We start from the raw sequence: 15,825 nt of genomic DNA, 5'->3' as shown, positions 1-15,825 counted from the left end.
GCACAAGAGTCGTACATGAATACTATTGAGGCCAAGAAAGTCCTCGAAACAGCATTGCTATGTGCTCACGAGCCATTATCAATCAACGATTTGAAGAAGCTTTATGTATCCGGTGAGGATGTCGAAAGCGAAATGACGTCGGATGCCATCCGGCAGATGCTGGAAGAACTGCGTGAAGACTGGATTGACAAAGGTGTTGAAGTTGTCAGTTTGTCGACAGGCTGGCGCTTCCAGAGTCGGGCCGAGATGAAGGTCTATCTGGACCGCCTGAATCCGGAAAAGCCGCCGAAGTACACCCGTGCAACCCTGGAAACACTTGCCATCATCGCGTATCGCCAGCCGGTCACCCGCGGCGACATCGAAGAGATTCGCGGCGTCACGGTGAGTTCGCAAACCGTGCGTTTGCTGGAAGACCGCGGCTGGATTGAAGCCATCGGCCACCGCGACGTACCGGGACGCCCGGCCCTGTTTGCCACGACCAAGCGTTTTCTGGACGACCTCGGCCTGACTTCGCTGGATCAGTTGCCGCCGCTGCGCACCGTCACCAAGGAGGGCGTCGTCGATCCGGGCGCATTGCTTGAGCTGCAGGCGCTGGAAGCCGGGATGCAGGCCAGCCTGATCGCCGACGGCGAGGCTGTTGCAGCCGCTGAGGACGATGCCGCTGTTGACGCCGGGCAGGCTGAACAAAGTGCTGAACATGCGGAATCTGTTGAACTTGCCGGCGTCGAAAGCGACATAGCAACAATCGACGGCGAAGTTGGGGGCGAGGCGAAGGATGTCGCTGCCGTCAGCATGGAAACGAATACGGAAGAAATTCCCGGGGAAGACATCGAGAACGACGTGGATGCGATTGCACCAAGCGTTGCCAACTACGAAGAAGTGCAGGCCGAAAGCCCTGCTTCTGCTGAAGAAATTCACACCAAGGACCCTGCCTCCGGCCACGCAAGTGACGCCGCGCCCGGTCTGAATAACCACGATTCAAATAATGAAACCATCTAGTTCCAACGATGAGAAGCAGGTAGACCTTTTTGGTGCTGCCGCCGACAACGCCGATACCGCTGCCGCCAAGCCGGCTGCGCGCAAGCGAACCAAAAAGGTAGCGGCTGAAGAGCCGGTTGCCGAAGCTGCGCCGGTCAAAAAGGCCGCCGTCAAAAAGACGGTAACGAAAAAGGCTGTTGCCGAGAAAGCTGTGGCAGATGTCGCAGCGCCGGCCGCCGTTGCTGCGCCTGATGCTGCACCTGCAGGCGAAGCCGTTGCGCCGAAGAAACGCGCCACCCGGGCCAAGAAGCCGGCCGCCGATGCTGCGCCGGAATCCGCGCCGTCGCCTGTTGTTGCTTCTGCTCCTGTTGCGCCTGCCGCTGCGCCGGAAGCGCCGAAGGTCATTGTCACCATCGGCGAAGAAGTGACTGCGGCTCCCGTTTTGCTGGATGCTCCAACCGACAACGCGCGCGCCAAGCCGGCCCGCCGCGGCGTGCGCGGTCCGCGCGCCTTGCGTAACAACCGTGCTGCACAGCGCGCCGCGGAAAGCAGTGAAGCTGCTCCGACCAACCAGGCTGATGCCGATGTGGCTGCAGTTCACGGTTCCGGCGACGCCAATGCGCCGGTTCCGGTCGCCGATCAGGCGATGGCCGAATCGCGTCGCGATGGCCAAGGGCAGGATCGCAATCGCCAGCAAAAGGGCAAGAAGCCTTTCGCCAAGGGCGGCAAGCCAAAGGCGCCGCAACTGGGTTTGCGTTCGCATGACGCCGGCGATGATATTTTCTCGTTCGTCACCTCGGATGCTTACGACAAGGAAGACGGCGCCAAGGGCGGCGCGCGCAACGGACATCAGCTGCGCGGCAAGAACGGTCGCCGCGACCTGACGTCCGAGGACGATGCGCCCAAGCTGCATAAAGTACTGGCCGACTCCGGTCTCGGTTCGCGCCGCGACATGGAAGAGCTGATCGTTGCCGGCCGCGTGTCGGTCAACGGCGAGCCAGCGCATATCGGTCAGCGCATTCTGCCGACCGACCAGGTACGCATCAACGGCAAGTTGCTGCAACGCAAAGTCAGCAAGAAGCCGCCGCGCGTGCTGGTCTATCACAAGCCGGCTGGCGAAATCGTCAGCCACAACGATCCGGAAGGCCGTCCATCGGTCTTCGATCGTCTGCCGAACATGAAGGCGGCGAAGTGGCTGGCAGTTGGCCGTCTCGACTTCAATACCGAAGGTCTGTTGCTGTTTACGACTTCCGGCGATCTGGCCAACCGTCTGATGCATCCGCGTTACAACATCGAGCGTGAATACGCCGTGCGTACGCTGGGCGAGCTGGAGCAGGGCATGCGTCAGAAGCTGTTGCACGGCGTCGAGCTGGACGACGGCATGGCGCAATTCTCCAAGATCGCCGACGGCGGCGGCGAAGGCGTCAACAAGTGGTACCGCGTGACGATCGGCGAAGGCCGCAATCGCGAAGTGCGCCGCATGTTTGAAGCCATCGGCCTGACCGTTTCGCGTCTGATCCGCACCCGCTACGGCATGATGATGTTGCCGCAAGGCCTCAAGCGCGGTCGTTGGGAAGAACTGGAAGAAAACGCCGTGCGCGGCATGCTGGCGGCCTGCGGTATGGAAAAGGTCGGCGGCGATGCTCCGGCGGGCAACGGCAAGGGACGCGGCAACGGCAATGCGAATGGCAATACTGGCAACAGTAACGGCCAGCCGCGCAGCAACGCCAACGCCAACCCGATGCTGCAGAAAGGTCCGCGCCGCGAACCGTGGCAGGGTCAAGGTCAGGGCCCGCGCCAGGGGCAAGGCCAGGGTCAGGGCGGTCGTCCGCAACAGAACAAGCCTCGCCAGCCGGATCCTTTGCAGACTGCACTGGGCTTCCCGGATGCGGGCCAGCGTCGCCACAATCGTCCGCAACGCAGCGGCGGCATGGCTGGTCAGGGCATGGGCGCAGGCGGCCTGCCGCGTCGTCGACGCGGGTAAGTCTTTGATTGCTCGGGAATTTCTTTCATGAAATATCGGGCTGTCTGGGGTATGTCCGGCAATCTTGAATTGCCGGACATACCGTAATCGGTTATAATGCGCAAGTTAACGGGGTAATTCACGGCAAATAATGCATCGTGAAACGGCTTGCAGTTGAATAAACGATAAGAACGATGGGCAGATGCCCATTTTTTTTTTGCTGAACAAATTGACGTGACTGCGTCAAACGAAAAGAAGCGCGGAGAGATTTCCTTGCAATTGCTGGATTTGATTGAAACCACCCTGTCGGGGATGGGCTACGAACTGGTCGACCTCGAGAAGGCGGCGCGCGGACTGGTGCGTGTGTTTATCGACTTCCCGTTCGAAGATGCCGACAAGGGCCCGATCACAGTCGAGGATTGCGAGAAGGTCACACATCAGTTGCTGCACGTCTTTACGGTCGAGAATGTCGATTACGAGCGACTGGAAGTGTCGTCGCCGGGACTGGATCGTCCGCTCAAGAAGCTGAGCGACTATGTGCGTTTCGCCGATCAGGAGGCCATCATCAAGCTGCGCGTGCCGATGGCGAGCGCAGCCAATCGCAAGTCGTTTCAAGGCATCTTGCGCGCCCCTGAAGGTGAGAACTTAAAACTGGAATTTGAAGCAAACGATGGGTCGGCAGCGGTGTTGGATTTCACACTCGCCGATGTGGATAAGGCACGCCTGGTGCCGAAAGTGGATTTTAGGAGTCGCAAAGCATGAGTCGCGAAGTTTTGTTATTGGTCGATGCGCTGGCGCGCGAAAAGAACGTCGATAAAGATGTGGTCTTCGGAGCACTGGAGCATGCGCTCGCGCAAGCTACCAAGAAGCGCTACGAAGGCGAAGTCGACATCCGTGTGTCGATCGACCGCGAAAGCGGCGAATTTGAATCGTTCCGTCGCTGGCACGTGGTGCCTGACGAAGCCGGTCTGCAACTGCCTGACCAGGAAGTGTTGCACTTCGAAGCCAAAGAGCAGATTCCCGATATCGCCGTCGATGAATACATCGAAGAGCCGATTGAATCGGTCGAGTTCGGCCGTCGCTTTGCGCAAGACACCAAGCAAGTGGTCCTGCAACGCATCCGCGACGCCGAGCGCGAACAGATACTGGCTGACTTCCTGGAACGCGGCGATTCGCTGGTGACCGGCACGATCAAGCGCATGGAACGCGGCGACGCCATCGTCGAGTCCGGCAAGATCGAAGCCCGCCTGCCGCGCGACCAGACGATTCCGAAAGAAAACCTGCGTATCGGCGACCGTGTCCGCGCTTACATCCTGCGTATCGACCGCAACGCACGCGGCCCGCAAGTGATCCTGTCGCGTACGGCTCCTGAATTCATCATGAAGCTGTTCGAACTGGAAGTCCCGGAAATCGAACAAGGCTCACTGGAAATCAAGTCGGCGGCACGCGACCCCGGCGTGCGCGCCAAGATCGCCGTCTTCACCAGCGACAAGCGCATCGACCCTATCGGCACCTGCGTCGGCATGCGCGGTTCGCGCGTGCAGGCTGTGACCGGCGAGTTGGGCGGCGAGCGCGTCGACATCGTGCTGTGGTCGGAAGACCCGGCGCAATTCGTGATCGGCGCATTGGCTCCGGCCAACGTTTCCTCGATCGTCGTGGATGAAGAAAAGCACGCCATGGATGTCGTCGTCGACGAAGAAAACCTGGCGATCGCCATCGGTCGCGGCGGCCAGAACGTGCGTCTGGCAGCTGAACTGACCAACTGGCAGATCAACATCATGACAGCGGAAGAATCGGCCGATAAGTCGGCGCAGGAAACTGCAGCGATTCGCATCCTGTTCATGGAAAAACTGGACGTCGACCAGGAAGTCGCCGACATCCTGGTGGAAGAAGGTTTCGCCAGCCTGGAAGAAATCGCTTACGTGCCGATCAACGAAATGCTCGAGATCGAGTCCTTCGACGAAGACACCGTCAACGAACTGCGCAACCGCGCACGCGATGCACTGGTGACCGAAGCGATTGCTTCCGAAGAAGGCCTGGAAGGCATGGACGAAGCGCTGATCAATTTCGAAGGAATGGATCGCGTGGTCGCCGGCAAGCTCGGCCTGGCCGGCGTCAAGACCGTGCCTGCCTTCGCTGCATTGGCGTACGACGAATTCGGCGCCATCCTGGCGTTGTCGGCCGAACGTGCGCGCCAACTGATTGAAAATGAATTTGAAGATGTGACCGACGATGAAATGAAGCTCATCGATGCTAAATACGACGAGCGTGCCAAGGCATTGCAAGCCAAAGCATGGGCCACCGTGGAAGCTAAGCAATAAGCTTTCGCGTACCCACATCATCTGCCGAGCCACATAGAAAAGAGGACTGAATGGCAAGTAACAACGTAGCCCAATTTGCCACCGAGCTGAAAATGCCGGCGGATTTGCTACTGACCCAGCTGCGATCTGCCGGAGTTGAAAAAAGCTCCGAGTCCGATCCTTTGTCAAAAGAAGACAAGGACCGTCTCCTGGAGCATCTGCGTCGCGTACGCGGAGCAGCTCCGGAAGGCGAAAAGAAAAAAATTACGCTGACCCGTAAAGAAACGACCGAAATCAAGCAAGCCGATTCCACCGGCAAGTCGCGCACGATTCAAGTGGAAGTGCGCAAGAAGCGCACCTTCATCAAGCGCGACGAGCCTGCTGCGGAAGAAGCGGCTGCGGCGCCGGTCGCCGCGCCGACATCGGATCCGGCTGAGATTGAGCGCCGTGCTGAAGAGGTGCGTCTCCACGCCGAGCTGATTGCTCGTCAGGAAGCCGATCTGCGTGAAAAGCAAGAGCGTCTGGCGCAACTCGAAGCGGAAAAGCTCGCGCAAGCCAAGGCTGCAGAGCTGGAGGCGCAAAAGGCCGAACGCGAAGCCAAGCAAGCTGCTGAAGAAGAGGCCAGGCAGGCCGCTGCCGAAGCGGCTGAAAAAGCCAAGGCGACTGCTGGCGCTGTGGCGCCGGCCAAAGCGGCTGAAGATGCCGCTGCCGAAGAAAAGAAGCGTGCTGCTGCTGAAGAAGCCAAGAAAAAGGCTGCTCAGGTCACCAAGGAAGCAACGGATCGGGCTGCTGCAGCCGAGCGTGCCCGCAAGGCCGTGGAAGACGAAGTCGCACAGATCAAGGCCATGATGAATGCGCCGCGCCGCGTGGTGAAGGCTCCTGAGCCGGCACCGGCGCCTGTAGCGACCAAGACATCCGAAGGCACCTTGCACAAGCCGGCTGACAAGAAGCCTGGCGAGAAGAAGGACGACAAGAAAGCACCGGTCGCTGTCGACAAGAAGTCGATCAAGTCGGCCAACGTTTCGTCGACCTGGCAAGATGATGCTGCCAAGAAGCGCGGCACCGGCATGAAAACACGCGGCAACACCGGCACTGGTGGCCGTGACGGCTGGCGCGCAGGTCCGAAGGGCCGCCGCAATTCGCATCACGACGATCACGAAAGCAATTTCCAGGCGCCGACTGAAGCGGTCATCAAGGACGTGCACGTTCCGGAAACCATCACTGTCGCTGAAATCGCGCACAAGATGTCGGTCAAGGCTTCCGAAGTCATCAAGCATCTGATGAAGCTGGGCCAGATGGTCACCATCAACCAGGTGCTGGATCAGGAAACCGCCATGATCGTGGTGGAAGAAATGGGCCATCGCGCTCATCCTGCCAAGCTGGACGATCCTGAAGCATTGCTGGAAGAAGGCGCTGAACATCCTGACGCCGAACTGTTGCCACGTGCACCGGTCGTGACAGTCATGGGTCACGTCGATCACGGTAAAACCTCGCTGCTGGATTACATCCGCCGCGCCAAGGTTGCATCCGGCGAAGCCGGCGGCATTACTCAGCATATCGGCGCATACCACGTGGAAACACCGCGCGGCATGATCACCTTCCTCGACACCCCGGGCCACGAAGCGTTTACCGCCATGCGTGCCCGCGGCGCCAAGGCCACCGACATCGTTATTCTGGTGGTGGCGGCCGACGACGGCGTGATGCCGCAAACCAAGGAAGCGATCGCTCACGCGAAGGCCGGCGGCGTGCCGCTGGTCGTGGCGATCAACAAGATCGACAAGCAGGGCGCCAATCTGGATCGCGTCAAGCAGGAACTGGTCGCTGAAGGCGTCGTGCCGGAAGAATACGGCGGCGAGTCGCCGTTCATCTCCGTGTCTGCCAAGACCGGCGAAGGCATCGACTCCCTGCTGGAAAACGTTCTGCTGCAAGCCGAAGTGCTGGAATTGAAAGCCGCCATCGACGTCCCGGCCAAGGGCCTGGTCATCGAAGCCAAGCTCGACAAGGGTCGCGGTCCGGTGGCAACGATTCTGGTGCAGTCCGGTACTCTGCGTCGCGGCGACGTCGTGCTGGCCGGTTCGGCCTACGGCCGTGTCCGTGCGATGCTGGACGAAAGCGGCAAGAGCATTACCGAAGCCGGTCCGTCGATTCCTGTTGAAATCCAGGGCTTGACTGAAGTGCCGAGCGCGGGTGAAGAAGTGCTGGTCATGACCGATGAGCGCAAGGCGCGCGAAATCGGTCTGTTCCGCCAAGGCAAGTTCCGCGACGTCAAGCTGGCCAAGCAGCAGGCTGCGAAGCTGGAAAACATGTTCGAACAGATGGCCGAAGGCGAGGTCAAGAACCTGCCGATGATCATCAAGACCGACGTGCAAGGTTCGCAAGAAGCGCTGGTGCAATCGCTGCAAAAATTGTCCAACGCCGAAGTGCGTGTGCAGGTGGTGCATGCAGCGGTCGGCGGCATTTCCGAAAACGACGTCAACCTCGCGGTGGCGTCGAAGGCGGTCATCATCGGCTTCAACACCCGTGCCGATGCCTCCGCCCGCAAGCTGGCCGAAGCCAACGGCGTCGACATTCGCTACTACAACATCATTTACGATGCGGTGGACGAAGTGAAGGCCGCGATGTCGGGCATGCTGGCGCCGGAGAAGCGCGAACAGGCCCTGGGTCTGGTCGAGATTCGCCAGGTGTTCGTGGTCAGCAAGGTCGGTTCGATCGCCGGTTGCTACGTGCTCGAAGGTCTGGTCAAGCGCGGTTCCTCGGTGCGCCTGTTGCGCAACAACGTGGTGCTGTGGACCGGCGAGCTGGATTCACTCAAGCGCTTCAAGGACGACGTCAAGGAAGTCAAATCCGGCTTCGAGTGCGGTCTGTCGTTGAAGAACTACAACGATATCCAGGAAGGCGATCAACTGGAGATTTTCGAAGTACAGGAAGTCGCACGTACTTTGTAATTCATTCACAGTCGTAGCAAGGGCGGGTGTCTGCGCAGCAAACACCCGCCTTGTTTCATTCAGTAGCATCACAGAATTTTTATGCCGTCCCGCTTGGGCGAGGCGGCCGAGGTCAGTATCCCAGCATGGCAAAACACAGCAAATCCATTCCAGGGCGCGGTCTGCGCGTCGCCGATCAGATTCAGCGCGATCTGTCGGAAATCATCGCATTCGAGTTGAAAGACCCGCGTGTGGGGATGGTCACGATCACAGAAGTGCAAGTGACGCCGGACTATGCGCATGCCAAGATTTTCTTCACGACGCTGAAGGACGACAAGCAGGCGATCCAGGATACGCTGACCGGCTTGTCGAAAGCGTCGGGTTTCCTGCGCGGCCAGTTGGGCCGTCGTCTGACCATCCATACGCTGCCCGATTTACATTTTGTGCACGATAACTCGACCGTGCGCGGCATTGAAATGTCGCGTCTGATCGACGAGGCCAATGCCACGCGTGCCAAGGATGCCGACGAAAACTGAGTTTTCCACGACGGCCTGACGCTGTACGTCTGAAGCGCGCCGTCGCCGCATCGATTGACGATTTCTCCGGATTTAACACCCATGGCGCATTCATCGCCTTCGCAACCTCGCCCTCCCAGGATTCCGCGCGTACCCGTACACGGCGTGCTGCTGCTGGACAAGCCGGTGGGCTGGTCGAGCAACGACGCATTGATCAAGGCCAAGCGCTTGCTGAACGCGCTCAAGGCCGGACACACCGGTACGCTCGATCCGTTTGCGACCGGCTTGCTGCCGCTGTGCTTCGGCGAGGCGACCAAGTTTTCGCAGGATTTGCTGGAAGCGGACAAGACGTACGAGGCCCTGGTCCATCTGGGCATTGTCACCAATACCGGCGACACCGAAGGCGAAGTGCTGAGCACCAAGCCTGTTGATGTCAGTCTCGAACAAATCGAATCGGCATTGCAGCAGTTTCGCGGCGAGATTTCGCAAGTGCCGCCTATGCATTCCGCGCTCAAGCGCGACGGCAAGCCCTTGTACGAATATGCGCGCGCCGGCATCACGCTGGAACGCGAAGCGCGCAAGGTGACGATTCATCAGCTGGAACTGCTGGGCTACGAAGCGCCGTTCTTGCGCATTCGCGTGCTGTGCAGCAAGGGCACCTATATCCGCGTGCTGGGTGAAGACATCGGCGCGCTGCTCGGTTGCGGCGCCCATCTGAATCAGTTGCGGCGCACCGGCGTTGGTGCGTTGACGCTGGAGGGCAGCGTGACGCTCGACCGGTTCATCGCGCTGGAAGACGGGCAGCGCACGCAAGCCTTGCTGCCGGTGGACGGCTTGCTGACGACATTTCCGGCGGTGATGCTGACGGATGTGCTGAGCGAGCGTTTCCTGCACGGTCAGCGTCTGGCGCTCGGCAAGGAAGGCATTGCATTGCCGGCAGAATCAGGCCGGGCAAGGGTTTATCAGGAAAGTAACGGGCGCCTTCTGGGCACCGGTTTAATGCAGGAATTCGGCATATTGGCGCCGGAAAGGCTGATTTCGACTTTGTCGAACTAGTGGCTCGCAGCAGCAGTAATTGCGGTACTCGCCAGTTGGAATGAAAGTACAGCAACTCTTTGAAATTATTAGGCTTTTTAAGTTCGTGCGTCGCAACATGTTATAATGCGCGCCTCTCAGGATTCGGCAGACCAAACTAACTCAATCATGTCAAACAATAAACGCGCTATTCGCAACATCGCCATCATCGCCCACGTTGACCATGGCAAAACCACCCTCGTCGACCAACTGCTGCGTCAGTCCGGTACTTTCCGCGAGAACCAGCAGGTTGACGCCCGCGTGATGGATTCGAACGACATCGAAAAAGAACGCGGCATCACCATTCTGTCGAAGAACTGCGCCGTGGAATACAAGGGCACGCACATCAACATCGTCGATACCCCGGGCCACGCCGACTTCGGCGGCGAAGTGGAGCGCGTGCTGTCGATGGTCGACAGCGTGCTGTTGCTGGTTGATGCGCAAGAAGGTCCGATGCCGCAAACGCGTTTCGTGACGCGCAAGGCGCTGGCGCTGGGCCTGAAGCCTATCGTCGTGGTCAACAAGATCGACCGCGAAAACGCCGATCCGCAAAAGGCTGTCAACGCCACGTTCGAACTGTTCGACAAGCTCGGCGCGACCGACGAGCAACTGGATTTCCCTATCGTCTACGCATCGGGTTTCAAGGGTTATGCCGGTCTGGAAGACACCGTCCGCGACGGCAACATGGAGCCGCTGTTCGACGCGATCCTGGAACACGTTCCTGCGCGTGAAGATGACCCGGACGGTCCGTTGCAACTGCAAATCACATCGCTGGAATACTCGTCCTACGTCGGCAAGATCGGTGTCGGCCGTATCCTGCGCGGTCGCGTTCGCGGCTTGCAAGACGTGGTCTGGATGAACGGTCCCGACGACAAGCCGACCAAGGCGCGTATCAACCAGGTGCTGACTTTCCGCGGTCTGGAGCGCGTGCAGGTTGAAGAAGCGCTGGCCGGCGACATCGTCCTGATCAACGGTATCGAAGAAATCAGCATCGGTTCCACCATCTGCGCACCGGATACGCCGGATGGCCTGCCGATGTTGAAGATCGACGAACCGACCCTGACCATGAACTTCATGGTCAACAGCTCGCCGCTGGCCGGCCGCGAAGGCAAATTCGTGACCACACGTCAGATTCGCGACCGTCTAGACCGCGAACTGAAGTCCAACATGGCGCTGCGCGTGGTGCAGGCAGAAAACGACGACTCGACCTATGAAGTGTCGGGTCGCGGCGAATTGCATCTGACCATCCTGATCGAAAACATGCGTCGCGAAGGCTACGAGCTGGCCGTGTCGCGTCCGCGCGTGGTGTTCAAGATGGTCGATGGCGTGCGCCACGAGCCGTATGAAAACCTGACCGTCGACGTCGAAGAAACCAGCCAGGGCGGCGTCATGGAAGAACTGGGTCGCCGTCGCGGCGATCTGCAAAACATGGAACCGGACGGCAAGGGTCGCGTTCGTCTGGAATACCGCATTCCGGCGCGCGGCCTGATCGGCTTCCAGGGCGAATTCATGACCCTGACGCGCGGTACCGGCCTGATGAGCCACGTGTTCGACGACTACGCGCCGGTGGACAACAGCAAGGGCGAACTCGGCGGCCGTCGCAACGGCGTGCTGATTTCGCAAGACGACGGCGCTGCCGTTGCTTACGCGATCTGGAAACTGCAAGACCGCGGCCGCATGTTCGTCAGCCACAACGATCCGGTCTACGAAGGTATGATCATCGGCATCCACTCGCGCGACAACGATCTGGTCGTGAACCCGATCAAGGGCAAGCAATTGACCAACGTCCGCTCGTCGGGTACCGACGAAGCCGTGCGCCTGGTGCCGCCTATCGAAATGTCGCTGGAATACGCTGTTGAATTCATCGACGACGACGAACTGGTTGAAGTGACGCCTAAGAGCATTCGCCTGCGCAAGCGTTTCCTGAAGGAGCACGAGCGCAAGAAGGCATCCCGCGACGCGTAATACCAGCGGTGCGGCAGTCTGGACGCAGTTCGCTGCGGTTCAGGCTGGAAAGGCGGAGGCAGGAGCGTCTGGTTAGTTTGCGACGTGCTGGTATTGGATTTGTGAATATCTGATATCAGCAGAATAAAGCAGACAGTTATGATGCAGTGCCATATAGTTACACCTGTCTCCTCCAATTTCCTCCTAAAGAATTGGATTTAAGCCCGCAACCGCAAGGTGAGCGGGTTTTTTTTTGCCTCGGTATTTTTACGGCGATCTCTTGCAGGCAGGCGCTTATGCCACCATTACGCCACCATTCTCGAATTGTCGTTGTAGAAAAATGATGTCATTTCCCTACAGTTTTGGCCGGATTTTTATCTGAGCACCGAAATTGTGCGATGCGAAATGACTAATGCTGGTTTGTGGTGCAGAATCACCCCCGCAGTATAAAAATCCTATCTCTCAAGAGGATAGAGGGGACACCAGCCCGCAACGTGCAAGCGTTGCGGGCTTTCTATTTGTAACTCGCTTGCTGACCTTTCACTACAGCCTGCAAGCAAGTTCGATAATGACTATGGTGTGTAGCTTCCCGGCATAACGTTGGGATCTCATTAGGAAAAGTGCATGTCTTACGGACCAAGAACACTCAGCGTCGCGCCCATGATGGACTGGACCGACCGGCACTGCCGCGTCTTCCATCGCCAGATCACGCGCCATACCTGGCTGTACACCGAAATGGTCACGACCGGGGCGCTGTTGTACGGCGACGTCGGGCGTCATCTCAATTTCAATGAAGAAGAACATCCCGTCGCCCTGCAACTCGGCGGCAGCGAGCCTGCCGATCTGGCCAAGAGTGCCAAGCTGGGCGAACAATGGGGTTACGACGAGATCAACCTCAACTGCGGCTGCCCTTCCGAGCGCGTGCAGAAGGGCGCTTTCGGCGCCTGCCTGATGGCCGAGCCGACGCTGGTCGCCGATTGCGTGAAGGCCATGCGCGACGCCGTGTCCATCGACGTTACCGTGAAGCATCGTATCGGCATCGATGACGTCGAATCCTACGACTTCGTGCGCGACTTCGTCGGCAAGATCGCTGAGGCCGGCAGCAAGACCTTCATCGTTCACGCTCGCAACGCGATCCTGAAAGGCCTGAGCCCAAAGGAAAACCGCGAAATCCCGCCGCTCAAGTACGACTACGCTTACCGCCTGAAGCGCGATTTCCCCGAACTGGAAATCCTGATCAACGGCGGCATCAAGACCGTGGCCGAGATCGATGAGCATCTGAGGCACGTGGACGGCGTCATGCTGGGACGGGAGGCGTATCACAACCCTTTCCTCATGGCCGGTTTCGATGCGCGCTATTACGCCGGGCTCGACGGCGGCATGCAGGCCAGCCGCAGCGAAGTGATCGAGGCGATGATGGCGTATGCGCGCAGCCAGCTGGAATTGCATGGCGACGGCGGCAAAGGCCTGCGCCTCAACAGCATCACGCGGCACATGCTCGGCCTGATGGCCGGCATGCCCGGCGCGCGTGCGTTCCGCCAGACCTTGTCCGATTCCAAGCGTCTGGCGCTGGGCGATCCGGCCCTGCTGATGGAAGCGTTGTCGCATACGCAACTGGTCACGCTGGAATAACGGAGCGGCCGGCCTGTTCTGGCGCGAATGAGGTGATAAGCCGAGCGCAAATCCTTTAAAATACGGGGCTACTGAGGGAATTCTTTATGCCTATCGCAACAACAGAAGAAATCGTCGCCGAACTGCGCGCCGGACGCATGGTCATCCTGGTCGACGAAGAAGATCGTGAAAATGAAGGCGACCTGGTGCTGGCCACCGATTTCGTCACGCCGGAAGCCATCAACTTCATGGTCAAGTACGCCCGCGGCCTGGTATGCCTGACGCTGACCGAAGAACATTGCGACCGCCTCGACCTGTCGATGATGTCGACCCGCAACGGCACCCAGTTCGGCACCAATTTCACCGTCTCGATCGAAGCCGCCGAAGGCGTCACCACCGGCATCTCCGCCGCCGACCGCGCACGCACGATCCAGGTTGCCGCCGCCAAGGACGCTACGCCGGCCGACATCGTGCAGCCGGGCCATATCTTTCCGCTGCGCGCGCAAAAGGGCGGTGTGCTCATGCGCGCCGGCCATACCGAAGCCGGTTGCGACCTGACCCAGATGGCCGGCCTGACGCCGGCCGCCGTGATTTGCGAAATCCTCAAGGACGACGGCACCATGGCGCGCCTGCCGGACTTGCTGGAATTCGCCGAAGAGCACAAACTGAAGATCGGCACCATTGCCGACCTGATCCACTATCGCAGCCAGCACGAAAGCATCATCGAGCGTGTGGCCGAGCGCGAGATGCACACTGTGCACGGCAGCTTCAAGGCCATCGCCTATCGCGACAAGCCAAGCGGCGGCGCCCACCTGGCGCTGGTGCATGGCGATATCCGTCCCGGCGAAGAAACGCTGGTGCGCGTGCATCAGCCGGTATCGATTCTGGATTTGCTGGAAACCGAAGCGACCACCCACTCGTGGAACATGGCCTCGGCCATGGCGGCGATCAAGGCGGCGCCGAGCGGCGTGGTGGTGCTGCTCAATTGCGAAGAGTCGGCCGACCAGATGTTTGCCCAGTTCGCCGCGCTCAACAGCGCCCAGTCGGCCAAGCCGACGCGCGCCGATCGCATGGACCTGCGCACCTACGGTATCGGCGCACAGATCCTGAAGGATCTGAACGTCTGCAAGATGAAGCTGCTGGCCAGCCCGCGCAAGATGCCGTCGATGACCGGTTTCAATCTGGAAGTCACCGGCTATCGCGCCAAGCCGGAAGCCTGAAGCAGCAAAGAATTTTTAGCAGGGCCTGCACAGCATCGGCAACATGGGTTGCATGAAGGCCGCTCGTGTCGGATGGAAGGTGTCGCAGCGGCATCGTCAGATCGCTGTGCTTGCTCCATCGGATGCGTCGTCGCCTTGCTGTGGCAATGATGGCTGCAACACAATTCACACTCAACAGAAGCGCAAGTTTGCGTATAAGGAAAAGCCATGACTATAGGTACTTACGAATCGGATCTGAATGGCGACGGCTTGCGTATCGGCATCGTGCAGGCGCGTTTCAATGAAGACGTCTGCCACGGTCTGCTGGCAGCTTGCCTGGCGGAGCTGAAGCACCTGGGCGTGCAAGACGAAGACATCCTGCACGTGAGCGTGCCGGGCGCGCTGGAGATTCCGCTGGCGCTGCAAAAGATGGCCGAGACCGATCAGTTTGACGCCTTGATCGCGCTGGGCGCCGTCATCCGCGGCGAGACCTATCACTTCGAACTGGTGTCCAACGAATCCGGCGCAGGCATCACGCGCGTCGGCCTCGACGCCGGCATCCCGATCGCCAACGCGGTTCTGACCACGGAAAACGACGAGCAGGCGGAAGTGCGCATGGCAGTCAAGGGCGCCGACGCTGCCCGCGTCGCCGTTGAAATGGCCAACCTGGCACTGGCGCTGGATGAACTGGCGCAAGTGTCGGAAGAAGAATAAGCACCCCGGAAGCGGCGCTCGTTCCGTGAACGTGCAAATGGCGATGCGCCTCTCCATTTTTGTATTTTGTATCGAACCGGTTTGACCTATTCAACATGACTAATAAAAATCTCCACGCCAATCCCAGCAAGAATCGCACGCCGCGTCACCGCGCACGCGAATTCGCGCTGCAAGGCCTGTATCAATGGTTGCTCAACAACGAAGATGCCGGCGCGATTGAAGCGCATATCCGTGAAGCCCACGGTTTCGACAAGGCCGACGCCGAGCATTTCGATGTGCTGCTGTACGGCGCGATCAAGCAGGTCGCCGATTTGCGCGCCGGTCTTGCGCCCCTGATCGACCGTCCCATCACCGAACTGTCGCCGGTGGAACACGCCGCGCTGCTGATCGGCGCGTTCGAGTTGAAGAACAACATCGAGATTCCCTACAAGGTTGTCATCAACGAAGCGGTTGAATTGACCAAGTCCTTCGGCGGTATCGACGGTCACAAGTATGTCAACGGCGTGCTCGATCGTTTCGCCGCCAAGGTGCGCGAAACCGAAGTCGGCGCGGGCCGTCGCTAATCACGTAGCCGCTTCGCTGTACCGATTTTTCACCGGCGTT

The 15,825-nt window shown here is 59.4% G+C and carries 12 protein-coding genes; all 12 read left to right on the top strand.

Features of this window, described 5'->3' with window-relative positions:
• Nucleotides 1-15 precede the first annotated feature (15 nt).
• The 12 genes from scpB (at nt 16) to nusB (ending at nt 15,785) form a co-directional block, all read left to right on the top strand.
• Nucleotides 16-999 carry an SMC-Scp complex subunit ScpB gene (gene scpB, locus AKL25_RS11970; RefSeq protein ID WP_050477893.1) on the top strand — a complete coding sequence of 328 codons (984 nt, stop codon included), beginning with the start codon at nt 16-18 and terminating at the stop codon, nt 997-999.
• Complete coding sequence (rluB, locus tag AKL25_RS11965) at nt 986-2,962, top strand: 23S rRNA pseudouridine(2605) synthase RluB (RefSeq protein ID WP_050477892.1); 1,977 nt, start codon at nt 986-988, stop codon at nt 2,960-2,962. The genes scpB and rluB overlap by 14 nt, the downstream gene beginning before the upstream one ends.
• A 252-nt stretch (nt 2,963-3,214) precedes the next feature.
• Complete coding sequence (gene rimP, locus AKL25_RS11960; protein ID WP_050477891.1) at nt 3,215-3,703, top strand: ribosome maturation factor RimP; 489 nt, start codon at nt 3,215-3,217, stop codon at nt 3,701-3,703.
• Nucleotides 3,700-5,262, top strand: coding sequence for a transcription termination factor NusA (gene nusA / locus AKL25_RS11955; protein ID WP_050477890.1), 1,563 nt, complete (start codon nt 3,700-3,702; stop codon nt 5,260-5,262). Before rimP ends, nusA begins: the two co-directional genes overlap by 4 nt.
• A gap of 50 nt (nt 5,263-5,312) precedes the next feature.
• Nucleotides 5,313-8,186: a translation initiation factor IF-2 gene (gene infB / locus AKL25_RS11950; RefSeq protein ID WP_050477889.1), complete on the top strand. Its 2,874-nt coding sequence runs from the start codon at nt 5,313-5,315 to the stop codon at nt 8,184-8,186.
• A 125-nt stretch (nt 8,187-8,311) separates the two neighbouring features.
• A complete protein-coding gene (rbfA, locus tag AKL25_RS11945) occupies nt 8,312-8,701 on the top strand; it encodes a 30S ribosome-binding factor RbfA (protein ID WP_007876149.1) in 390 nt (129 codons plus the stop codon).
• An 81-nt stretch (nt 8,702-8,782) separates the two neighbouring features.
• Nucleotides 8,783-9,736 (top strand): tRNA pseudouridine(55) synthase TruB, encoded by a 954-nt coding sequence (truB, locus tag AKL25_RS11940; protein WP_050477888.1) that lies wholly within the window; start codon nt 8,783-8,785, stop codon nt 9,734-9,736.
• Between the two features lie 147 nt (nt 9,737-9,883).
• Complete coding sequence (typA, locus tag AKL25_RS11935; protein WP_050477887.1) at nt 9,884-11,719, top strand: translational GTPase TypA; 1,836 nt, start codon at nt 9,884-9,886, stop codon at nt 11,717-11,719.
• A 603-nt stretch (nt 11,720-12,322) separates the two neighbouring features.
• Entirely contained in the window at nt 12,323-13,330 is a 1,008-nt protein-coding gene (gene dusA, locus AKL25_RS11930; protein WP_050477886.1) for a tRNA dihydrouridine(20/20a) synthase DusA, read from the top strand.
• 86 nt (nt 13,331-13,416) lie between these two features.
• The gene (gene ribBA, locus AKL25_RS11925; RefSeq protein ID WP_050477885.1) at nt 13,417-14,529 is read left to right on the top strand and encodes a bifunctional 3,4-dihydroxy-2-butanone-4-phosphate synthase/GTP cyclohydrolase II; all 1,113 of its coding nucleotides are present in this window, start codon (nt 13,417-13,419) and stop codon (nt 14,527-14,529) included.
• A gap of 207 nt (nt 14,530-14,736) precedes the next feature.
• Entirely contained in the window at nt 14,737-15,222 is a 486-nt protein-coding gene (gene ribH, locus AKL25_RS11920) for a 6,7-dimethyl-8-ribityllumazine synthase (protein ID WP_050477884.1), read from the top strand.
• 95 nt (nt 15,223-15,317) lie between these two features.
• Complete coding sequence (nusB, locus tag AKL25_RS11915; protein WP_050477883.1) at nt 15,318-15,785, top strand: transcription antitermination factor NusB; 468 nt, start codon at nt 15,318-15,320, stop codon at nt 15,783-15,785.
• The last annotated feature ends 40 nt before the right edge of the window (nt 15,786-15,825 follow it).

The sequence above is a fragment of the Herbaspirillum rhizosphaerae genome (genome assembly GCF_001189965.1).
Lineage (GTDB): Bacteria > Pseudomonadota > Gammaproteobacteria > Burkholderiales > Burkholderiaceae_D > Herbaspirillum > Herbaspirillum rhizosphaerae.
This window is presented reverse-complemented; position numbering and strand designations above follow the sequence as displayed.